The following is an 18454-nucleotide window of genomic DNA, read 5'->3' on the forward strand; positions in this document are numbered from 1 at the left end:
CGCTCAGTCGGGCTTGAAGGTGTCGCGGAAGGTGAACCAGTTCGACGCCTGCGCCATGGCGGCGAGCGCCAGCAGCGTGCCGACCATCAACACGTTGCCGACGGCCATCGCGCCGGCATCCGAGCCCAGCGAGCCCACCCCGATCACGACGGTAGCGATCAGCGCCACGCAGGCAAGGCTGATCAGGACCACGCCGCACCACACGAGCCAGAACAGCGCGTAGGCGCTGAAATTCCGGAACATCGCCACCAGGCTGAAGAAGATGCTCTTCACCGGCTCCACCTTGTGCCAGTGAACGAGCGCGGGGGCATGCCACATCGCCGCGACCAGCGGCAGCGTGAGGCACAGCTGAAGCATGTTGGCCACCTGGAAGCGGCTGCTTTCCAGCACTTCCTTCGCAGGAGCTTCGCCGAGGAAGTAGCTGCGCACGAACTGGCCGCCATCGACAACGGCCGTCGCGAGCACCGTCAGGAAGAAATACACCGCGGAAATCAGGCCGAGCACCACCAGCGAACGCCATTCCGTCCGCATGGCACGCGCCACTGCCAGAAACATGAGCGCGCCGGTCGGTTTTTTCACGTCGCCCGTGGCGTTGCCGTTGCCGGACGCGGAATCGGCCACCGACGCTGCGACCATGAAGGCGAGCGTGGAAAACGGCAGCAGCATGAGTGGAAGGAACCTGCCGACCAGCGGCAGTTGCGACACGCTGGAAATCACCGCCATGAACAGAAGGAACAGCGAGACGAAGGCCAGCGGCTGCCGCCAGAAATTCCGGAGCCCGAGGCGGACCCATTCGACGCCGGTTCGCGCCGGCACGAGGTTGAGTTTCATGTGTGTGGATCAGGCAGCCAGCAGCGGCTCGAAGGCCTGTGCCATGGCATGCGGGTAGGTGGCGCGATCGCGCAGCACGCGTTCGAAGTGCGCGGGGTCATGGGGCTTGAGCATGCTCGCCTCGCGCGGCAGATGGAAGTCCCAGAGCCGGGAAATCCAGAAGCGCAGCGCGGCGGCGCGCAGCATTGCGGGCAGCAGGGCGCGTTCGGCGGCGTTCAGCGTTCGCACGGTTTCGTAGGCCGAGAGCAGCGCATCGGCGCGTCCGGCATCGTGCCGGCCGGTCGGCAGGTCGATGGCCCAGTCGTTCAGGCATACGGCCAGGTCGAACAGCCAGGTGTCGGTGCCGGCGAAGTAGAAGTCGAACACGCCGGTCAGGCGCGGTGCGGCACCGGCGTCGCCATCGGTCGCGAACATCACGTTGTCGCGGAACATGTCGGCATGCACCGGGCCGCGCGGCAGGGCCGCATAGGCCGACGATTCGGCGACGTGGTTCTGGTAGGCCAGTTCGGCGCGCAGCAGGGCAGCCTGCGGCTCTTCGATGTACGGCAGCACCACCGGCACCGTCTCGTTCCACCAGGGCAGGCCGCGCAGGTTCGGCTGGATGCGGGGGTAGTCGCGCCCCGCGAGGTGCATGCGTGCCAGCATCGCACCCAGTTCGGCGCAATGCGCCGCACCGGGCGCCAGTTCGCTGCGCCCCGAGAGCTTCTGCACCACCGCCGCGGGCTTGCCGGCCACGATGTGCAGCAGGTCGCAAGAGGCTTCGGCGGGTACGGGAGGCTGGCTTTTCCTGGGCTTCTCGGCGGCGACAGGCTCCGCCGCCGCCACAGGCGCGGGCACCGGCAGGCCGGCGGCCGCCAGGTGCTGCATCAGGCAAAGGTAGTAAGGGAGCTGCCCGGCGCTCAGGCGCTCGAACAGCGTCAGCACGAACTCGCCGGACTCGGTGGTCGCGAAGTAGTTGGTGTTCTCGATGCCGCCTTCGATGCCGCGCAGGTCGCGCAGCGGGCCCAGGCCCAGGCGTTGGACGAGCGCGTCTGCCTCGCCGAAACCGACTTCGGTGAAAACTGCCATGGCGGTACTCAGCGCCGGGTTGCTGGTTCGAAAACGGAAAGGGAAGAGTGCAGCACGGTCAGAACTTCATCACGTTCCAGACGCGGGGGCCATTGGCGCCCGTTTCGGACGAGCCCTGGCGCCCCGTGGCGGCGTCGGCGGGCAGCACTTCGTAGCCCGGCACGTTCGACTTGGGCTTGACGTTGATGCTTTGCGTGCGGCCGCCGTAGCGGACTTCGTCGACCGATGCGCCGCTGTCCTCGGTGTGGATGTTCTCGACCTTCTGGTTGCGTCGGCCCTCGGTTTTGGCCTGCTCCTGATTTTGTAGCGAATTGGCCGGAGCCGCCGCGGGGGCAGACGCGGGCTGCTGCGCCTGCACGGCGGCAAAAGGGGCTGCGAAAGCCAGCGCCAGCAGGATGCGGCGGGCGACCAGGAGTGTGGAGCTAGGCATGCATCGATTGTAGGCGCGGCCCCGATCCTTGGGCGTCGGCTGGAGCCTCGTGCCGTCGTGGTTCGGAGCGCTGCTGCGGGCACGGCAAAATGGCCCGATGACCGACAAGAAAACGCTGCTGCTCGTCGATGGCTCGAGCTATCTCTACCGCGCCTTCCACGCCATGCCCGATCTGCGGGCCGTGCCCGGCGACTCCAAGAGCCCGGCGACCGGCGCCATCCGGGGAATGATCAACATGATGACCGCGCTGCGCCGCGAGGTGCGCGCGGATTACGCGGCCTGCATCTTCGATGCGCCCGGCAAGACCTTCCGCGACGACTGGTACCCCGAGTACAAGGCCAATCGCTCGCCGATGCCCGACGACCTGCGTAGCCAGATCGACCCCATCCACGAGGTGGTGAAGCTGCTCGGCTGGCCCGTGCTCAGCGTGCCCGACGTGGAGGCCGACGACGTCATCGGCACGCTCGCCAAGATCGCCGCCGCGCAGGGTGTCGAGGTGATCGTGTCCAGCGGCGACAAGGACCTGAGCCAGCTGGTCGACGAGCACATCACCATCATCGACACGATGAACGGCAAGAAGCGCGACGTGGCGGGCGTGACGGCGGAGTTCGGCGTGCCGCCGAACCTGATGATCGACTACCAGACGCTGGTCGGCGATTCGGTCGACAACGTGCCCGGAGTCGAGAAGGTCGGCCCCAAGACGGCGGCCAAGTGGCTGCTCGAATACGGCTCGCTCGATGCACTGATCGAACGGTCCACCGAGGTCAAGGGCGCGGCCGGTGAAAACCTGCGCAAGGCGCTCGACAAGCTGCCGCTGAGCAGGCGCCTCGTCACCATTCGCACCGACTGCGACCTCGATGGCCACGTTGTCGGCCTTCCGTCGCTGGACGGGCTGCCCGTCGGTGCGCCGCAGACCGCCGAGCTCAAGCCCTTCTACGAGAGGTTCGGCTTCAAGAGTCTGGTCAAGGCGCTCGAAGCGCAGGAAGTGCCGCCCGAGCTGATCGAGGAGAGCCTCAAGAAGAAGGCCGCCTCCCGGGCCGATAGCGACCAGGGCGGCTTGTTCGACGAACCCTCCGGGCTCGAAGCTCTGGAGGCCGCTTCCCCCGCAAGCAACCTCAAGTACGACACGATCACGACCTGGGCGCAGCTCGACGCCTGGCTCGCAAAGCTCGAAGCCGCCGAACTCGCGGCCATCGACACCGAAACCACCTCGCTCGACGAGATGGTCGCGCAGATCGTCGGCGTGAGCTTCAGCGTCACGCCCGGCGAAGCGGCCTACATCCCGCTGACCCACAACTACCCCGATGCGCCGGAGCAGCTGCCCATCGACGAGGTGCTCGCCAGGCTCAAGCCCTGGCTCGAGAACGGCGCGAAGAAGAAGCTCGGCCAGCACATCAAGTACGACCGCCATGTGTTCGCCAACCACGGCATCGAGGTGCAGGGCTATGCGCACGACACCATGCTGCAGAGCTATGTGCTCGAAGTGCACAAGCCGCACGGCCTCTCCAGCCTGGCCGAGCGCCACCTCGGCCGCAGCGGCATTTCGTACGAAGACCTGTGCGGCAAGGGCGCGCACCAGATCCCGTTCAGCCAGGTCGACATCGCCAAGGCCGCCGAGTATTCGTGCGAGGACAGCGACCAGACGCTCGACGTGCACAACACGCTGTGGCCCCAGCTGGAGAGGAACGAAAAGCTGCGCTTCGTCTACCAGCTCGAAATGGATTCGAGCGAGGCGCTCTACCGCGTCGAGCGCAACGGCGTGCTGATCGACGCACCCACGCTCGCCGCACAGAGCCACGAACTCGGCACGCGCATCATGGCGCTTGAGCAGGAGGCCTACGACATCGCGGGCCAGCCCTTCAACCTCGGTTCGCCCAAGCAGATCGGCGAGATCTTCTTCACCAAACTGGGCCTGCCCGTGGTCAAGAAGACGCCGAGCGGCGCACCCAGCACCGACGAGGAAGTGCTCGAGAAACTGGCCGAGGATTACCCGCTGCCGGCCAAGATCCTCGAGCACCGCGGCCTGTCGAAGCTCAAGGGCACCTACACCGACAAGCTCGGCCAGCTCGCCAACCCGCGCACCGGCCGCGTGCACACGCACTACGCGCAGGCCGTGGCCGTAACGGGCCGCCTGAGCAGCAACGACCCCAACCTGCAGAACATCCCGATCCGCACGCCCGAAGGCCGCCGCGTGCGCGAGGCCTTCGTGGCGCCCGCCGGCAGCGTGATCGCCAGCGCCGACTACTCGCAGATCGAGCTGCGCATCATGGCCCACATCAGCGGCGACGAGTCGCTGCTGCGCGCCTTCACCGAAGGCATCGACGTGCACCGCGCCACGGCCGCGGAGGTGTTCGGCTCCACGCCAGACCAGGTGTCGAGCGAGCAGCGCCGCTATGCCAAGGTCATCAACTTCGGGCTGATCTACGGCATGAGCAGCTTCGGCCTGGCAAAGAACCTCGGCATCGAGACCAAGGCCGCGGCCTCATACATCGAGCGCTACTTCGCGCGCTACCCGGGCGTGAAGGCCTACATGGACGAGACCAAGGCGCTCGCCAAGGAGCAGGGCTATGTGGAAACCGTGTTCGGCCGCCGCCTGTACCTGCCCGAGATCAACTCGCCCAACGGCCCGCGTCGCGGCGGCGCCGAGCGCGCGGCCATCAATGCGCCGATGCAGGGCACGGCGGCCGACCTCATCAAGCTCAGCATGGTGAAGGTACAGAACGTGCTTGACGAAGAGAAGCGCGGCACCAGGATGATCATGCAGGTGCACGACGAACTGGTGTTCGAAGTGCCCGAGGCGGAGATCGAATGGGTGCGCACCGAAATCCCGCGTCTCATGGCCGGCGTGGCCGCGCTGAAGGTGCCGCTGCTGGCCGAGATCGGCGTCGGTCCCAACTGGGACAAGGCGCATTGAGGCGTACTGAAAAAGAGACAACGAAGGAAGCACACAAGCACATGAAATTCCCGCATCGCCAATTCCTGCTCGCCGCCGCCTGCGCGGCCTTCCTGGGCTGCGCCTTTGCCGCGCCCGACGCCCGCATCGCCGCGCTCGCCGCCAAGGAAAAGCCCGCGCTGCTCGACACGCTCAAGGAGCTGGTCTCCATCGAATCGGGCAGTCGCGACCTCGACGGGCTCGAAAAGATCTCCGACCTCGTCGCCGCGAAGTTCAAGGCGCTGGGCGGCGAGGTCGAACTGATCGATCCGAGCGCCGAGGCCTACCGCATGGAAGACACGCCCGAGAAGATCGGCCGCGTGGTGCGCGCCACCTTCAAGGGCACGGGCAAGAAGAAGATCCTGCTGATCGCGCACATGGACACGGTCTACACCGTGGGCATGCTCGACAAGCAGCCGTTCCGCATCGAAGGCGACAAGGCCTACGGCCTGGGCATTGCCGACGACAAGCAGGGCGTGGCGGTCATCACGCACATCGTGTCGATGCTGCAGGCAATGAAATTCAAGGAGTACGGCACGCTCACCGTGCTGATCAACGGCGACGAGGAAATCAGTTCGCCCGGCGCGCGCGCGCTCATCACGCGCATGGGCGGCGAGCACGATGCGGTGCTGTCCTTCGAAGGTGCCTATGTGAAGGAAGACAAGCTTTCGCTCGCCACGGCGGGCATCGCCTCGGTCACGCTGCACGTCACGGGCAAGGCCTCGCACGCGGGCTCGGCACCCGAGCTGGGCGTGAACGCGCTGTACGAGCTGTCGCACCAGATCCTGCAGATGCGCGACCTGTCCGATCCGGCCACCGGACTGAAGATGAACTGGACCATCTCCAAGTCGGGCAGCAACCGCAATGTGATTCCGGCCAGCGCCACAGCGGGTGCCGATGTGCGCGTGCTGAAGGTCAGCGACTACGACCGCATCGAGCAGCAGGTGAACGAGCGCGTGAAGAAGCAGCTCATTCCCGAGGCCAAGGTCGAGCTGAAGTTCGAGCGCCGCCGTCCGCCGCTCGAAGCCACCGACGCCTCGCGCGCCCTGGCCCGCCATGCGCAGCAGATCTACAAGGACGAGCTCGGCCGGCCGCTGGGCGCCGACGACAAGGCCGCCGGCGGCGGCACCGACGCGGCCTTCGCGGCGCTGAAGACCAAGGCGCCCGTCATCGAGCGCTTCGGCCTGCAGGGCTTCGGCGCGCACTCGGCCGATGCCGAATACGTGCTGATCGATTCGATCGAACCGCGCCTGTACCTCGGCACCCGCATGGTCATGGACATCGCGCGCGCGAAATGAACCCGCCCCCAGTCTTCGCGCACTTCGTGCCGCTTCGCCCACTCCCTGCAGGGGGCAACACCGGTGGCCCGGCGAAGCCGGTTCCACGGTGTTCCGCGAACAAGTCATCGAGCCGCTGATTCAGTATGCGCCTGCGTCACATCGAGGTCTTCAACGCGATCATGCTCACGGGCAGCGTGAGCGCGGCCGCGCGGCTCATCAACATCACGCAACCGGCGGTCAGCCGCACGCTGCAGCATGCCGAGCTGCAACTGGGCTTTCCGCTGTTCCAGCGCGCCAAGGGCCGGCTCACGCCGACCACCGAGGCCCTCACGCTGTACCCGCACATCGAGCGGCTGTTCGCGCAGCTCGACGAGGTGCAGCGGCTGGCGGCCAACCTGCGCACCGCGGGCGACACGGGCGAGCTGCGCATCCTCAGCGTGCTGGCGCTGAGCTACGACATCCTGCCGCGCGCACTCAAGGCGTTTCGCGAAAAGCATCCGGGCTATGCGATCACCGTCGAGTCGCTGCACTCGCCGCAGATCATGTCGGCGCTGCTGCTGCAGGAGGCCGACGTGGGCTTCGCCTTCAGCCCCGCCGTGCATCCCTCGCTCACGCAGGAGACGCTGGCCGACAGCCGCATGGTGTGCGTCGCGCCCAAGGGCATGCTGCCGCGCGCGCTGGTGCGCAACGGGTCGGTGGCGCTGCACGACCTCGTCAACCGCCCGGTGATCGGCCTCGACAGCCGCGACCCCGTCGGCACCAGCCTGAGCCAGGCCTGCCGGCAGGCGGGCGTGGGCTTCCAGCAGGCGGTGGTCACGGTACAGACCTATCACGCGGCGCTGGCCATGGCGCAACACGGCATCGGTGTGGCGCTGGTCGATGGCTGCACGGCGCGCTCGGCGGACCGCGAGAAGGTCGACGTGCTGACGCTGGAGCCGCATATTCCGGTGCCGATCCGCGCGCTGCGCTTCGCGGCACGGCCCGATTCGGTGGCGGTGCGCGGCATCACCCGCTGCATGCAGCAGGCGATTCAGGAAAACATCTAGTTCAGGCCTGCAAGTCCTGTGCGATCTGCAGCGCCGAGCCGAACGCCAGCGTGAACCCCAGCGCGCCATGGCCCGTGTTGAACAGCATGTTCGACGGTGCGCTCGGCAGCCGCCCGATGATCGGCAGCCCCGTCGGCGTAGCGGGCCGCATGCCCGTCCAGGGATGCAGTTCTTCCAGCCGGCTCGCATGCGGAAAGAGGGCGCGGGTCGCGGCTGACAGCGTCTCGATGCGCGTGGCCGGAATGCTCGCGTCGTGTCCCACGAGCTCGGCCATGCCCGCCACGCGCAGGCGTGAGCCGATGCGCGCGAACACCACCTTGCGTGCGCTGTCGGTCACGTTCACATGCGGGGCGGCGCCGGGCGCCGGATCGACGTCGACCGTGATGCTGTAGCCCTTGAGCGGGTACACCGGCAGGTAGGCGCCGAGTGCGCGGCCGAGCTTGTGCGAGGCCGAGCCCAGCGCCATCACGAAAGCATCGGCTTCCACGTCGCCGTTGCTGGTCCGTGCCGCGGCGATGCGGTCTTCGCTGCGCGCAAAGCCATTCACGTCGGCGCCGAGCATGAAGCGCACGCCGCGCGCACTCAGTGCGCGCATCAGCTCGGCGCACACCTTGAGGCAGTCGGCTGCACATTCGCTCGGCGTGTAGACGGCGCCCGCCATCTGGCCGCGGTAGCCGGCGAGCGCGGGCTCGATGGCGATGCATTCGTCGGGCGTCACCAACCGCTGTTCGCTACCCATGGCGCGCTGCAGTTCAAGCTGCGCGCGTGCACCCTCGAGCGACGCCGAGTTGCCGTACAGCACCAGTTTCCCGGTGGCCGAGAAATCGCAGTCGGGCGCGATGTCGGCCTGCATCGCCTCGAACCCGGTGCGGCTCGATGCGGCCAGCGCCAGCAGCCTGGCCGTCGTGTCGCGCGACGTCTGTGCGTTGCAGGCGGCAAGAAAGGCCATGCCCCAGCGCCACTGCAGCGGATCGAGTTGCGGCCGCAGCTTCAGCGGCGAGGTGGGCGACAGCAGCAGCTTGGGCAACTGCTTCCAGATCGACGGATCGGCCAGCGGCTGCACGTACGAATAGCTGAGCTGCGCGCCATTGCCGCCGCTTGCACCTGCGCCGGGGCCGGCACGGTCGATCACGGTGACCTGATGGCCCTGGCGTTCGAGCTGCCAGGCGGTGGCCAGGCCCACGATGCCGGCACCGAGCACACACACATGCATGGAGGCAACTTTCCGGAGGTTGAGATCAGAGCCAAGACTGTAGGAGGACGCGGCCCCGGCAGGAAATGCCAAAAGAAGCCTCGCCCATAACCTTTGGGCATGGGTCGGATTTCAATTGGAATTGTCGCTTTGCGTCACTCCTTCCTACACTGGCCGCCTGTTCAATCCAACCGAATGAGGGCTCGAATGAAACTTTCCGTCCTGATGGCTTCGATGGCCGCCGCGGTGCTTTTCACCGCCACGGGCGCGCAGGCCGCCGACACGCTCGCCAAGATCGCCGAGTCCGGCAAGATCACGCTCGCCTACCGCGAGTCGTCGGTGCCCTTCAGCTATCTCGATGGCCCCAACAAGCCGATCGGGTTTTCGGTGGAGCTCTCCAACGCTGTGGTCGAAGCAGTGAAGAAGAAGCTGAACAAGCCCAACCTGCAGGTCGCGCTGATGCCCGTCACTTCGCAAAACCGCATTCCGCTGATCACCAACGGCACCGTCGACCTGGAGTGCGGCTCCACCACCAACAACTCCGCACGCGGCAAGGACGTGGCCTTTGCCATCAATCACTTCTATACCGGTACGCGCCTGCTGGTGAAGAAGTCTTCGAAGATCAAGGACTACGCCGACCTCGCGAAGAAGACCGTGGCGAGCACCACCGGCACCACCAACGCGCTGGTCATGCGCAAGTACAACACCGAGAAGAACCTTGGCATGGACATCGTGCTCGGCAAGGACCACGCGGATTCGTTCCTGCTGGTGGAAAGCGATCGCGCCGTGGCCTTCGCCATGGACGACATCCTGCTGTTCGGCCTGATCGCCAATTCCAAGACGCCGGCCGACTTCGAGGTGGTGGGCGAGCCGCTGCAGGTCGAGCCCTATGCCTGCATGCTGCCCAAGGACGACCCGGCCTTCAAGAAGCTGGTGGACGACACCTTCGCCGGCATGATGAAGAGCGGCGAGTTCGAGAAGCTCTACAACAAGTGGTTCATGCAGCCGATCCCGCCGAAGAACGTGCCGCTGAACCTGCCGATGAGCCCGCAGCTGAAGGAAAACCTGAAGGCCCTCAGCGACAAGCCCGCTACTTGAGCTCGCCCCCAGGCTGCGCGCACTTCGTGTCGCTTCGCCAACCCCCTACCGGGGGCAATACCAGCGGCCCGGCAAAGCCGGTTCCGCGGTATTCCTGAAAAGAGAAAGATCATGGCTTCGACGAACGTTGTAGGCATCTTGGGGGGCATGGGCCCCGCGGCGGGCGCTGACTTCGTGCGGCTCTTCGTGCAGGCCTGCGCGCAGCAGATGCGCTCGCGCGGCGAGCCGGTGCGCGACCAGGCCTTTCCCGAGCACTGGCTCGCGCAGGTGCCGGTGCCCGACCGCACCGACGCGCTGGCTTCGGCCGAGCAGGGCGCGCATCAGCCGCTCGAACCGATGCTGCAGGCGCTGGGCCGCCTGGCCGCGCTGGGCAGCAGGGCCGTCGCCATTGCATGCAACACCGCGCATGCCTGGCACGCCAACCTGCAGGAGCGTTTTCCGCAGGTCGAGCTGCTGCACATGGCGCGCGAAACGGCGCGCCACGTGGCCGAGCAGGGCGCGGCCGGCGTGGCGCTGATGGCCACCGAAGGCACCTACCGCGTGCGGCTCTACGAACAGGCGCTGGCCGACGCGGGCCTGGGCTGCCACGTGCCGCTGCCCGAGGAGCGCCGGACCATCATGCGGGGCATCTTCGACGGCGTGAAGGCCGGCAACATGCCGCTCGCCGAGCAGTGCTTCTCCGAGGTGGCCCTGAAGCTCGCCGAACGCCACGGCCCCGTCACCATCATCATGGGCTGCACCGAGGTGCCGCTGGGGCTGCAAGGCTCTGCGGCCGTGGCCGGGCTGGACCTGGTCGATCCCGCGCAGGTGCTGGCCGCTGCGCTGGCGTGCCGGGCGTACGCGTCGCACCAACCCCACTGAATTTCAGGGCTTGGAGGGGCAGGGCCGATTTCGCCTACATTGCGGCGTGCGTTTTCCATGGCGCCACGCCCCATTGTTCGACGATTCAACTGGAGCCCTTCCCATGTCCCTCGACGACAGCCGTTCCGACTTCGATTCGCTTCGCCCCGGCGAGAGCACCGGGCAGGGCGCCACGCGCCGCACCGCGCTCAAGGCCGCCATCGGCGTGGGCTACGCGGCCGCCGTGTTGCCGGTGATGGCGCAGACCGCCATCAGCACCACGGCCGAAGGCCTGAAGGCCGGCCCCATCAAGTACACCGTCAACGGCTTCGAGGTGCCCGCCTACGCGGCCGCGCCAGAAGGTAAGACCGGCCTGCCGGTGATCCTGGTGATCCAGGAAATCTTCGGCGTGCACGAGTACATCGCCGACACCTGCCGCCGCTTCGCCCAACTCGGCTACATGGCCATCGCTCCCGAGCTGTATGCGCGCCAGGGCGACCCGCGCGGTTACACCGACATTCCGAAGCTGCAGGCCGACATCGTCACCAAGGTGCCCGACGCGCAGGTCATGGCCGACCTCGACGGCGCGCTGGCCTATGCCAGGGCCAACGGCGGCGACACCGGCAAGGCCGGCATCACCGGCTTCTGCTGGGGCGGTCGCATCGTCTGGCTCTATGCCGCCACCGGCAAGGTCAAGGCGGGCGTGGCCTGGTACGGCCGGCTGGTCGGGCAGGCCAGCGTACTGACGCCGAAACACCCGATCGACATCGCCGCCGGCCTGCAGGCGCCGGTGCTCGGCCTGTACGGTGGAAAAGACCAGGGCATCCCTCTTGACACGGTTGATAAGATGAAAGCAGCTCTGGCCACCGGAACCCCGGCGGCCAAGGCGTCGAGCTTCGTCGTGTATCCCGAAGCAGGCCATGCATTCCACGCCGACTACCGCCCGAGCTATGTCAAGAGCGCGGCGGAAGACGGCTGGCAACGCGCCACGGCCTGGTTCAAAGCCAATGGCGTCGCCTGAAGACGGCGCCTTGTAGCCACCCCGCCGAAGGCCGTCCGCGTGACGGCCTTTCTCTTTTTATGAACGGTATGCGGCCCTGACGGCCGCTCTTCTTGCGCAAGCCCAGCTATGAATTTGATAGTCATCATCGCGGCGACCCTGGTTGCCGGTATCGGGAGCGTCTGGCTCGCGGCCCTGTTGTTGAAGGTGGGTGTGCGCAGCGGGTCGGGCGGCGTGAACCCGCAGCACCTGCTGAGCCTGGCGGCCGGCGCGCTGCTGGCCACTGCCTTCATGCACCTGCTGCCCGAAGCCTTCGAAAGCCGCATCGAGCCGGCGCTGCTGTTCGCCGTGCTGCTGTTCGGGCTGGTGTTCTTCTTCCTGCTCGACAAGGCCGAGCTGTGGCACCACGGGCATGAGCATCACCATGGCGAGGAGAAGGGCGGGCACGACGGCCACGACCATGGCCACGAGCACTCGCACGCTCATGCACACGACCACGGGCCCCGCACCGGCGGGTGGGCCGTGCTCACGGGGGACAGCGTGCACTGCTTCGGCGACGGCATCCTGATCGCCTCGGCCTTCACCGCCGACCTGCGCCTCGGCCTGGTCGCCGCCATCGCGGTGCTGGCGCACGAAGTTCCGCATCACATCGGCGACCTCGTCGTGCTGCGCCAGAGTTCGGCCAACCAGCGCGCAGCGCTGGTGAAGGTGTCGCTGGCCGGCACCATGACCGCGCTGGGCGGCATCGCGGGCTGGTGGCTGATCGATCAGCTGCACAGCTGGCTGCCGTACTTCCTGGTGCTGGCTAGTAGTAGTTTTGTCTACGTGGCGCTGGCCGACCTGATTCCGCAACTGCAGAAGCGCCTGCCGGCGCGCCAGACCGCCGCGCAGATCCTGTGGCTGGCCGCGGGCATCGTGCTGGTCACGCTCGTGAGCCGGCTGGCACACGGCGAGCAAGGGCACGACCATGGCCACGACGACCCGGGCCACGGGGAGCACGGCCACGTGCACGAGGACTGACGGTCCTCCAGCTCCTGCAGGAAACTTCCCGACACCGATGCTGCGCGCCGGATGAACCGCAACGGTCGAAACAGGCGCACCATAGGGGGGCTGTCAGAAATCTGCCGAGGAACCGATCATGAACACCATCGACGCCACCGCGCGATCCGCTGCGCCCGCCGAAGACGACGAGGACGACATGCCCGCCGATGACTTCGAGGAGCAGGATGCCGACGTGTCCGACGACCTGTCGGAGGAAACGGGTATCGACCTCACCGATGCGAGCGAGCTCGATGCAGACAACGTGCCGGCCGACGAGGAATTCGATCGCGTCATGAACGCGCCCGACTGATCTCGCTCGCTCAGGCTGCGTCGCGCCGCGTGATCACCTGTCCGTTGCGTGCCCCGCTGTGCACGCCGGCGCGCCAGGTCACGGCGCCGTTCACGATCACCGCGTCGATGCCTTCGGCCGCCCGCGTCGGCGTTTCGTAGTTCGCTGTGTCGCGCACCCTCGCGGCGTTGAAGATCACCACATCGGCGTGGTGCCCCGGCTTCAGCGTGCCGCGCTCGTGCAGGCCGAAGTTGCGGGCCGTGAGCCCGGTCATCTTCCACACCGCCGTCTCCAGCGGGAACAGGCCGACATCGCGGCTGTAGTGGCCAAGCACGCGTGGGAAGGTGCCCCACAGGCGCGGATGCGGCTTCTCGCCCAGCGGAATGCCGTCGGAGCCGATCATGGTCTCGTCGAAGGCGAGGATGCGCTGCACGTCGTCCTCGTCCATCATGAAGTAGATGGCGCTGCCGGGCTGCAGCCGTTTCGCCGCCTCTTCGCCCGACACGCCCCATTCGGCGGCGATGTCCTTCAGGTCGCGGCCCGCGCACTCGGGATGCGGCACGCTCGACGCGATGAGCACGCGGCCTTCCATCATCCCGCGGTCGGTGCGGATCATGGTGGAACCCGCCGTGTACGGATAGCAGTCGAGCCCGATGCACTGGTGCTGCATCGCCTCCTTGATGAAGGGCAGCGTGACTTTCGTCTTGCCGAAGTTGTGCGTATTCTGCACCTTGTGATGCGACACCACCACCGGGATGTCGAGCGCGCGGCCGATGTGGAAAGTCTCTTCGAGCGACTCCATCACGCGGTCGCTCTCATCGCGCATGTGCGTCACGTACAGCGCCTTGCGTGCGGTGAGCGGGCGGCCAACCTCGATGATTTCCTCGGTCGTCGCCTTCACGGCGGGCGGGTAGAAGGTGCCGGTCGACATGCCGATGGCGCCGGCCTGCATCGCTTCTTCGACCAGCGCCTGCATGGATGCGATCTCGCTGTCGTTCGCGGGGCGGTCGAGGTCGGCCATGGCCACGGCGCGCAGGGTCGAGTGGCCGACCATCGCGGCCACGTTCACCGACGACGGCGTGGCGCGCAGCGCGTCGAGGTACGCCGCGAAGCTCGTGAAGCGGCCTTCCGCGGGCGACTCGAGCAGGCTCAGCGGCATGGGCAGGTCCATGTCGGCGCGCAGCGGCGCGGCGCTGATGCCGCAGTTGCCCGCGACCACCGTGGTCACGCCTTGCGACACCTTGAAGGGCATCTGCGCCTGCGAAAGCACGGCCTGATCGTCGTGCGTGTGCGAGTCGATGAAGCCCGGGGCGACGATGCGGCCGGTGGCGTCGATCGTCTGTTCCGCCGTGTGGCCCGCGAGCTTGCCGATGGCGACGATGCGGTCGCCGACGATGCCGATGTCTGCATCGAAGCGCGGCGCCTTGGTGCCGTCGATCACGGTGCCGCCGCGGATCAGAAGTTCGTAGTGAGGGAGCTTTTCGGACACGGGAGAAATCCTTTCTTCAGCGGAAATGGCAGGCGACCAGATGGCTTCCGTTCGCGGACGACGACGGCCGCTCGCCTAGCTCGGGCGCCTTCTCCTTGCACACCGCCTGCGCCATCGGGCAGCGGGTGTGGAAGCGGCAGCCCGAAGGCGGGTTCGCCGGGCTCGGCGGATCGCCCTGCAGCAGCATGCGCCGCGCCGGCGTGCGCGGGTTGGGCACCGGCACGGCCGACAGGAGAATCTCGGTATACGGATGCAGCGGCGCCGAGAACAGCGTGTCGCGGTCGGCGATCTCCACGATGTGGCCGAGGTACATCACCGCCACGCGATGGCTGATGTGCCGCACCACCGCAAGGTCGTGCGCGACGAAGAGATACGCGATGCCGAACTCGGCCTGCAGGTCCATCAGCAGGTTGACGACCTGAGCCTGCACCGACACGTCGAGCGCCGACACCGGCTCGTCGCACACGATCAGCTTCGGGTTCAGCGCCAGCGCCCGCGCGATGCCCAGGCGCTGGCGCTGCCCGCCCGAGAACTCGTGCGGAAATTTCTTCGCCGCTTCCGGCCGAAGGCCCACGCGCGAGAACAGCCACTGCACCCGTTCGCGCCGCTCGGCCGCCGCGCCCATGCCGAAGTTGCGCATGGGCTCGGCCACGATATCGCCGGCCGTCAGGCGCGGGTTCAGCGAGGCGTACGGGTCCTGGAAGATGATCTGCAGCTGCCGCCGGCGCATGCGCATCTCGTTCGAGGAAAGCGTCAGCAGCTCCTCGCCTTCGAGCTGCACCGAGCCCGCGCTGGGCTCCACCAGCCGCAGCACCGACTTGGCCGTGGTCGTCTTGCCGCAGCCCGATTCGCCCACGAGCGATAGCGTTTCGCCGCGAGCGACGTCGAACGAAACGCCATCCACCGCCTGGATCGGCGGCCGGGCCGGCCGCAGCCAGCGCTTGGGCGTGGTGTAGTGCTTGCGCAGGTTGCGCACCTGCAGCAGCGGTGCGGTCGTTGTTGCTGCTGTCGTCATGCGGCCATCTCCTCGGCGCCGGCCGGTTGTGCCCAGTGTTCCTCGACGGCGAAGCAGGCCACCACGTGATCGCCCTCCTGCGGCACCAGCTTCGGCGTTTCGGTGCGGCAGCGTTCACGCGCGTGGCTGCAGCGCGCGGCGAAAGCGCAGCCCCGGCCCAGCTCGTGCGCGGCCGGCACCAGTCCCGGAATCTCGGTCAGTCGCGTGCTCGCGGTGTTCATCGCGGGCATCGAGGCCATCAGTGCGCGGGTGTAGGGATGCAGCGGGCGGTCGAACAGGTCGATGACGTCGGCTTCTTCCACCTTCTTTCCGGCGTACATGACCACCACGCGGTCGCAGCTCTCGGCCACCACGCCAAGGTCGTGCGTGATCATCACCACGCCCATGCCCAGCTCCTTCTGCAGCCGCTTGATGAGGTCGAGGATCTGCGCCTGGATGGTCACGTCCAGGGCGGTCGTCGGCTCGTCGGCGATCAGCACCTCTGGGTTGCAGGCCAGGGCCAGCGCGATCATCACGCGCTGGCGCATGCCGCCCGAAAGCTGGTGCGGGTACTCGTTCACGCGGCGCTCGGGCTCGGGGATCTGCACCACGCGCAGCATCTCGACCGCGCGCTTCATGGCGTCGGCGCGACTGGCCTTCTGGTGCAGCTGCACCGTCTCGGCGATCTGCCGGCCCACGGTGAGCACCGGGTTCAACGATGTCATCGGCTCCTGGAAGATCATCGAGATGCGGTTGCCGCGGATCTGCCGCATCTCGCGTTCGCTGAGCTGCATCAGGTCGGTGCCGCGCAGCCGCACGGCGCCCATGTGGCGGCCCGGCGGCGTCGGCACCAGCCRCAGGATCGACAGCGCGGTCACGCTCTTGCCGCAGCCCGATTCGCCGACCACGCCGAGCGTGCGACCCGCGCGCACGGTGTACGAAACCCCGTCGACCGAGCGCACTACGCCCGCCAGCGTGTGGAAATGGGTGCGCAGGTTGTCGACTTCGAGCAGCGGCTCGCCGGGGGCAAGTGCGGTGTGGGACATGGTGATCGTCATGGCATGCCCTTCACAGTTGCCGCGCCAGGCGCGGGTCCAGCGCATCGCGCAGGCCGTCGCCGAGCAGGTTGATGGCCAGCACCGTGGCCGCCAGCAGCAGGCCCGGGTACAGGATGATGTGGAACGCCACCGCCACGAAGTTGCGGCCCTCGGCCATCATGTTGCCCCAGCTCGGCGTCTGCGACGGCACGCCCACGCCGAGGAACGACAGCGCCGCCTCGGTCAGCACCGCCGCCGCCGCCACGAAGGTGGCCTGCACCACCAGCGGCGCCACGATGTTCGGCAGCACGTGGCGCAGCAGGATCATCGGCAGCCGCGTGCCGACCGCGTGCGCGGCCTCCACATACAGCTGTTCGCGCAGCGTGAGCGCGAGCGAACGCACCAGCCGCACCACGCGCGGGATCTCGGGCACGGTGATGGCGACGATCACCGTCGTCAGGCTGGCGCGCGTCACGGCCATCAGCGCGATGGCCAGCAGGATGCCGGGGATGGCCATGAGCCCGTCCATCACCCGCATGATCGGACCGTCCGCCCAGCGCACGAAGCCCGACACCAGCCCGAGCACGACGCCGAAGAGAGTGGCCAGCACCGCGACCGTGGCACCCACGATCATCGACACCTGTCCGCCCCACACGGCGCGGCTGAACACGTCGCGGCCGAGCGCGTCGGTGCCGAACCAGTGCTCGCCCGACGGCGGCTGCATGCGCATCAGAGGGTCGATGTCCTGCGGGTCGTGCGTGGCGACCCAGGGGGCGCCGATGGAGAGGGCTGCCATCAGGATCAGCAGCAGTGCGCCGATGATCAGCGTCGGGTGTTTGCGCGCCCAGCGCCAGCGCGGCGGCACGAAGGGGGTGTCGCCGTGTGCATCCGGCACCGTGGGGGCGGGCGCGTCGATCTCGCTCATGGGGAGGACCGTGGACATGTTTGTTCAGTACTGGATGCGCGGATCGAACAGGCGGTAGCTCAGGTCGATCAGCAGGTTGATCAGCACGTACACCCCGGCCGACAGCAGCAGCACGCTCTGGATCACCGGGTAGTCGTGGCGCTGCACCGAGTCGATCACCAGCCGGCCTACGCCCGGAATGGCGAACACCGTCTCGGTGACCACCACGCCGCCGATCAGCAGCGCGATGCCCGCGCCCACGGTGGTGGCGATGGGAATGGCCGCGTTGCGCAGCGCATGGCCCAGCACCGGCAGCACGCCCAGGCCCTTGGCGCGGGCGGTGCGGATGTAGTCCTCGTGCAGCACCTCGAGCACGGTGGCGCGCGTCATGCGTGTCACCAGCGCGATGTAGACCAGCGCCAGGTTCACGCAAGGCAGCACCAGCGAGCGCAGCCACTCGCCCGGGCCCTCGGCGAAGCGCACGTAGCCCTGCACCGGAAACCACGGCAGCTGGATCGCGAAGCTGTAGACCAGCAGGTAGCCCACGAGGAACACCGGCACCGAGAAGGCCAGCACCGCGAACAGCATCACCAGCCGGTCGATCCAGCTGCCCGCGCGGTAGGCCGCGAGCGTGCCCAGCGGCACCGAGACCACCAGCGTGATGAGCATCGTCAGTGCGGCGATGGACACGGTCGGCTCCAGCCGCTGACCCAGCAGCTGTGTGACCGGCATCTGCGTGAAGATCGAGGTGCCGAGGTCGCCGGTGAAGAGCTTGCCGATCCACAGCCCGAACTGCTGCCACAGCGGCAGGTTCAGGCCGAGCGCGGCGCGCAGCTTCTCGATGTCTTCGGTCGTGGCGAGGTCGCCCGCGATGAGCGCGGCCGGGTCGCCCGGTGAAAGATGGATCAGCAGGAACACCACCACGGCCACCACCGCCATGACGGGCAGGGTCGCGATGAAGCGTCGAACGATGTAGCCCATGG

The 18454-nt window shown here is 67.5% G+C and carries 17 protein-coding genes; 8 read left to right on the top strand and 9 right to left on the bottom strand.

The window, feature by feature from the left end; translation table 11 throughout:
* Nucleotides 1–3: 3 nt before the first annotated feature.
* Genes AC1DFC_RS01550 through AC1DFC_RS01560 form a run of 3 tightly spaced genes read right to left on the bottom strand, consistent with a single transcriptional unit; the run spans nucleotide 4 to nucleotide 2329 of the window.
* Entirely contained in the window at nucleotides 4–831 is an 828-nt protein-coding gene (locus AC1DFC_RS01550; RefSeq protein ID WP_007831200.1) for a BPSS1780 family membrane protein, read from the bottom strand.
* A 9-nt stretch (nucleotides 832–840) separates the two neighbouring features.
* On the bottom strand, nucleotides 841–1899 hold the full coding sequence (locus tag AC1DFC_RS01555; RefSeq protein ID WP_413331359.1) for a homoserine kinase: 1059 nt from the start codon (nucleotides 1897–1899) through the stop codon (nucleotides 841–843).
* A gap of 58 nt (nucleotides 1900–1957) precedes the next feature.
* A complete protein-coding gene (locus AC1DFC_RS01560; protein ID WP_007831198.1) occupies nucleotides 1958–2329 on the bottom strand; it encodes a hypothetical protein in 372 nt (123 codons plus the stop codon).
* Between the two features lie 97 nt (nucleotides 2330–2426).
* On the opposite strand from AC1DFC_RS01560, the gene polA reads away from it, so the two are divergent.
* The 3 genes from polA (at nucleotide 2427) to AC1DFC_RS01575 (ending at nucleotide 7587) form a co-directional block, all read left to right on the top strand.
* Nucleotides 2427–5243: a DNA polymerase I gene (gene polA, locus AC1DFC_RS01565; RefSeq protein WP_478178600.1), complete on the top strand. Its 2817-nt coding sequence runs from the start codon at nucleotides 2427–2429 to the stop codon at nucleotides 5241–5243.
* A gap of 41 nt (nucleotides 5244–5284) precedes the next feature.
* Complete coding sequence (locus AC1DFC_RS01570) at nucleotides 5285–6559, top strand: M20/M25/M40 family metallo-hydrolase (protein WP_007831196.1); 1275 nt, start codon at nucleotides 5285–5287, stop codon at nucleotides 6557–6559.
* A gap of 125 nt (nucleotides 6560–6684) precedes the next feature.
* Nucleotides 6685–7587, top strand: a complete 903-nt coding sequence (locus AC1DFC_RS01575) for a LysR family transcriptional regulator (RefSeq protein WP_478178601.1) — start codon at nucleotides 6685–6687, stop codon at nucleotides 7585–7587.
* 1 nt (nucleotide 7588) lies between these two features.
* Here AC1DFC_RS01575 and AC1DFC_RS01580 read toward each other — a convergent pair whose 3' ends face one another.
* Nucleotides 7589–8800 (bottom strand): D-amino acid dehydrogenase, encoded by a 1212-nt coding sequence (locus tag AC1DFC_RS01580; RefSeq protein ID WP_413331354.1) that lies wholly within the window; start codon nucleotides 8798–8800, stop codon nucleotides 7589–7591.
* A gap of 186 nt (nucleotides 8801–8986) precedes the next feature.
* On the opposite strand from AC1DFC_RS01580, the gene AC1DFC_RS01585 reads away from it, so the two are divergent.
* The 5 genes from AC1DFC_RS01585 to AC1DFC_RS01605 all read left to right on the top strand — a co-directional run bounded on the left by AC1DFC_RS01585 (nucleotide 8987) and on the right by AC1DFC_RS01605 (nucleotide 13068).
* Nucleotides 8987–9877, top strand: a complete 891-nt coding sequence (locus AC1DFC_RS01585) for a transporter substrate-binding domain-containing protein (RefSeq protein WP_007831192.1) — start codon at nucleotides 8987–8989, stop codon at nucleotides 9875–9877.
* A 111-nt stretch (nucleotides 9878–9988) separates the two neighbouring features.
* On the top strand, nucleotides 9989–10738 hold the full coding sequence (locus AC1DFC_RS01590) for an aspartate/glutamate racemase family protein (protein ID WP_007831190.1): 750 nt from the start codon (nucleotides 9989–9991) through the stop codon (nucleotides 10736–10738).
* A 103-nt stretch (nucleotides 10739–10841) separates the two neighbouring features.
* Nucleotides 10842–11738, top strand: a complete 897-nt coding sequence (locus tag AC1DFC_RS01595) for a dienelactone hydrolase family protein (protein WP_007831187.1) — start codon at nucleotides 10842–10844, stop codon at nucleotides 11736–11738.
* A gap of 108 nt (nucleotides 11739–11846) precedes the next feature.
* Complete coding sequence (locus AC1DFC_RS01600) at nucleotides 11847–12737, top strand: ZIP family metal transporter (RefSeq protein WP_478178602.1); 891 nt, start codon at nucleotides 11847–11849, stop codon at nucleotides 12735–12737.
* Nucleotides 12738–12855: 118 nt separating this feature from the next.
* Complete coding sequence (locus AC1DFC_RS01605; protein ID WP_007831182.1) at nucleotides 12856–13068, top strand: hypothetical protein; 213 nt, start codon at nucleotides 12856–12858, stop codon at nucleotides 13066–13068.
* A gap of 10 nt (nucleotides 13069–13078) precedes the next feature.
* Here AC1DFC_RS01605 and AC1DFC_RS01610 read toward each other — a convergent pair whose 3' ends face one another.
* From AC1DFC_RS01610 to AC1DFC_RS01630, 5 genes are read right to left on the bottom strand one after another with little or no spacing between them, the layout of a single operon-like run.
* Nucleotides 13079–14536 carry an N-acyl-D-amino-acid deacylase family protein gene (locus tag AC1DFC_RS01610; protein WP_478178603.1) on the bottom strand — a complete coding sequence of 486 codons (1458 nt, stop codon included), beginning with the start codon at nucleotides 14534–14536 and terminating at the stop codon, nucleotides 13079–13081.
* Nucleotides 14537–14552: 16 nt separating this feature from the next.
* Nucleotides 14553–15551, bottom strand: a complete 999-nt coding sequence (locus AC1DFC_RS01615; RefSeq protein WP_413331351.1) for an ABC transporter ATP-binding protein — start codon at nucleotides 15549–15551, stop codon at nucleotides 14553–14555.
* On the bottom strand, nucleotides 15548–16588 hold the full coding sequence (locus tag AC1DFC_RS01620) for an ABC transporter ATP-binding protein (RefSeq protein WP_478178604.1): 1041 nt from the start codon (nucleotides 16586–16588) through the stop codon (nucleotides 15548–15550). Before AC1DFC_RS01620 ends, AC1DFC_RS01615 begins: the two co-directional genes overlap by 4 nt.
* A gap of 10 nt (nucleotides 16589–16598) precedes the next feature.
* On the bottom strand, nucleotides 16599–17492 hold the full coding sequence (locus AC1DFC_RS01625; protein ID WP_413331416.1) for an ABC transporter permease: 894 nt from the start codon (nucleotides 17490–17492) through the stop codon (nucleotides 16599–16601).
* 24 nt (nucleotides 17493–17516) lie between these two features.
* Entirely contained in the window at nucleotides 17517–18452 is a 936-nt protein-coding gene (locus AC1DFC_RS01630) for an ABC transporter permease (protein ID WP_007831166.1), read from the bottom strand.
* Nucleotides 18453–18454 lie beyond the last annotated feature (2 nt).

Source organism: Variovorax sp. 10L421 (genome assembly GCF_056395365.1).

Excerpts from the sequence above, each read along its gene's own strand:
- AC1DFC_RS01550 (WP_007831200.1), bottom strand. The coding sequence starts at position 831 with ATGAAACTCAACCTCGTGCCGGCGCGAACCGGCGTCGAATGGGTCCGC.
- AC1DFC_RS01555 (WP_413331359.1), bottom strand. The coding sequence starts at position 1,899 with ATGGCAGTTTTCACCGAAGTCGGTTTCGGCGAGGCAGACGCGCTCGTC.
- AC1DFC_RS01560 (WP_007831198.1), bottom strand. The coding sequence starts at position 2,329 with ATGCCTAGCTCCACACTCCTGGTCGCCCGCCGCATCCTGCTGGCGCTG.
- polA (WP_478178600.1), top strand. The coding sequence starts at position 2,427 with ATGACCGACAAGAAAACGCTGCTGCTCGTCGATGGCTCGAGCTATCTC.
- AC1DFC_RS01570 (WP_007831196.1), top strand. The coding sequence starts at position 5,285 with ATGAAATTCCCGCATCGCCAATTCCTGCTCGCCGCCGCCTGCGCGGCC.
- AC1DFC_RS01575 (WP_478178601.1), top strand. The coding sequence starts at position 6,685 with ATGCGCCTGCGTCACATCGAGGTCTTCAACGCGATCATGCTCACGGGC.
- AC1DFC_RS01580 (WP_413331354.1), bottom strand. The coding sequence starts at position 8,800 with ATGCATGTGTGTGTGCTCGGTGCCGGCATCGTGGGCCTGGCCACCGCC.
- AC1DFC_RS01585 (WP_007831192.1), top strand. The coding sequence starts at position 8,987 with ATGAAACTTTCCGTCCTGATGGCTTCGATGGCCGCCGCGGTGCTTTTC.
- AC1DFC_RS01590 (WP_007831190.1), top strand. The coding sequence starts at position 9,989 with ATGGCTTCGACGAACGTTGTAGGCATCTTGGGGGGCATGGGCCCCGCG.
- AC1DFC_RS01595 (WP_007831187.1), top strand. The coding sequence starts at position 10,842 with ATGTCCCTCGACGACAGCCGTTCCGACTTCGATTCGCTTCGCCCCGGC.
- AC1DFC_RS01600 (WP_478178602.1), top strand. The coding sequence starts at position 11,847 with ATGAATTTGATAGTCATCATCGCGGCGACCCTGGTTGCCGGTATCGGG.
- AC1DFC_RS01605 (WP_007831182.1), top strand. The coding sequence starts at position 12,856 with ATGAACACCATCGACGCCACCGCGCGATCCGCTGCGCCCGCCGAAGAC.
- AC1DFC_RS01615 (WP_413331351.1), bottom strand. The coding sequence starts at position 15,551 with ATGACGACAGCAGCAACAACGACCGCACCGCTGCTGCAGGTGCGCAAC.
- AC1DFC_RS01625 (WP_413331416.1), bottom strand. The coding sequence starts at position 17,492 with ATGAGCGAGATCGACGCGCCCGCCCCCACGGTGCCGGATGCACACGGC.
- AC1DFC_RS01630 (WP_007831166.1), bottom strand. The coding sequence starts at position 18,452 with ATGGGCTACATCGTTCGACGCTTCATCGCGACCCTGCCCGTCATGGCG.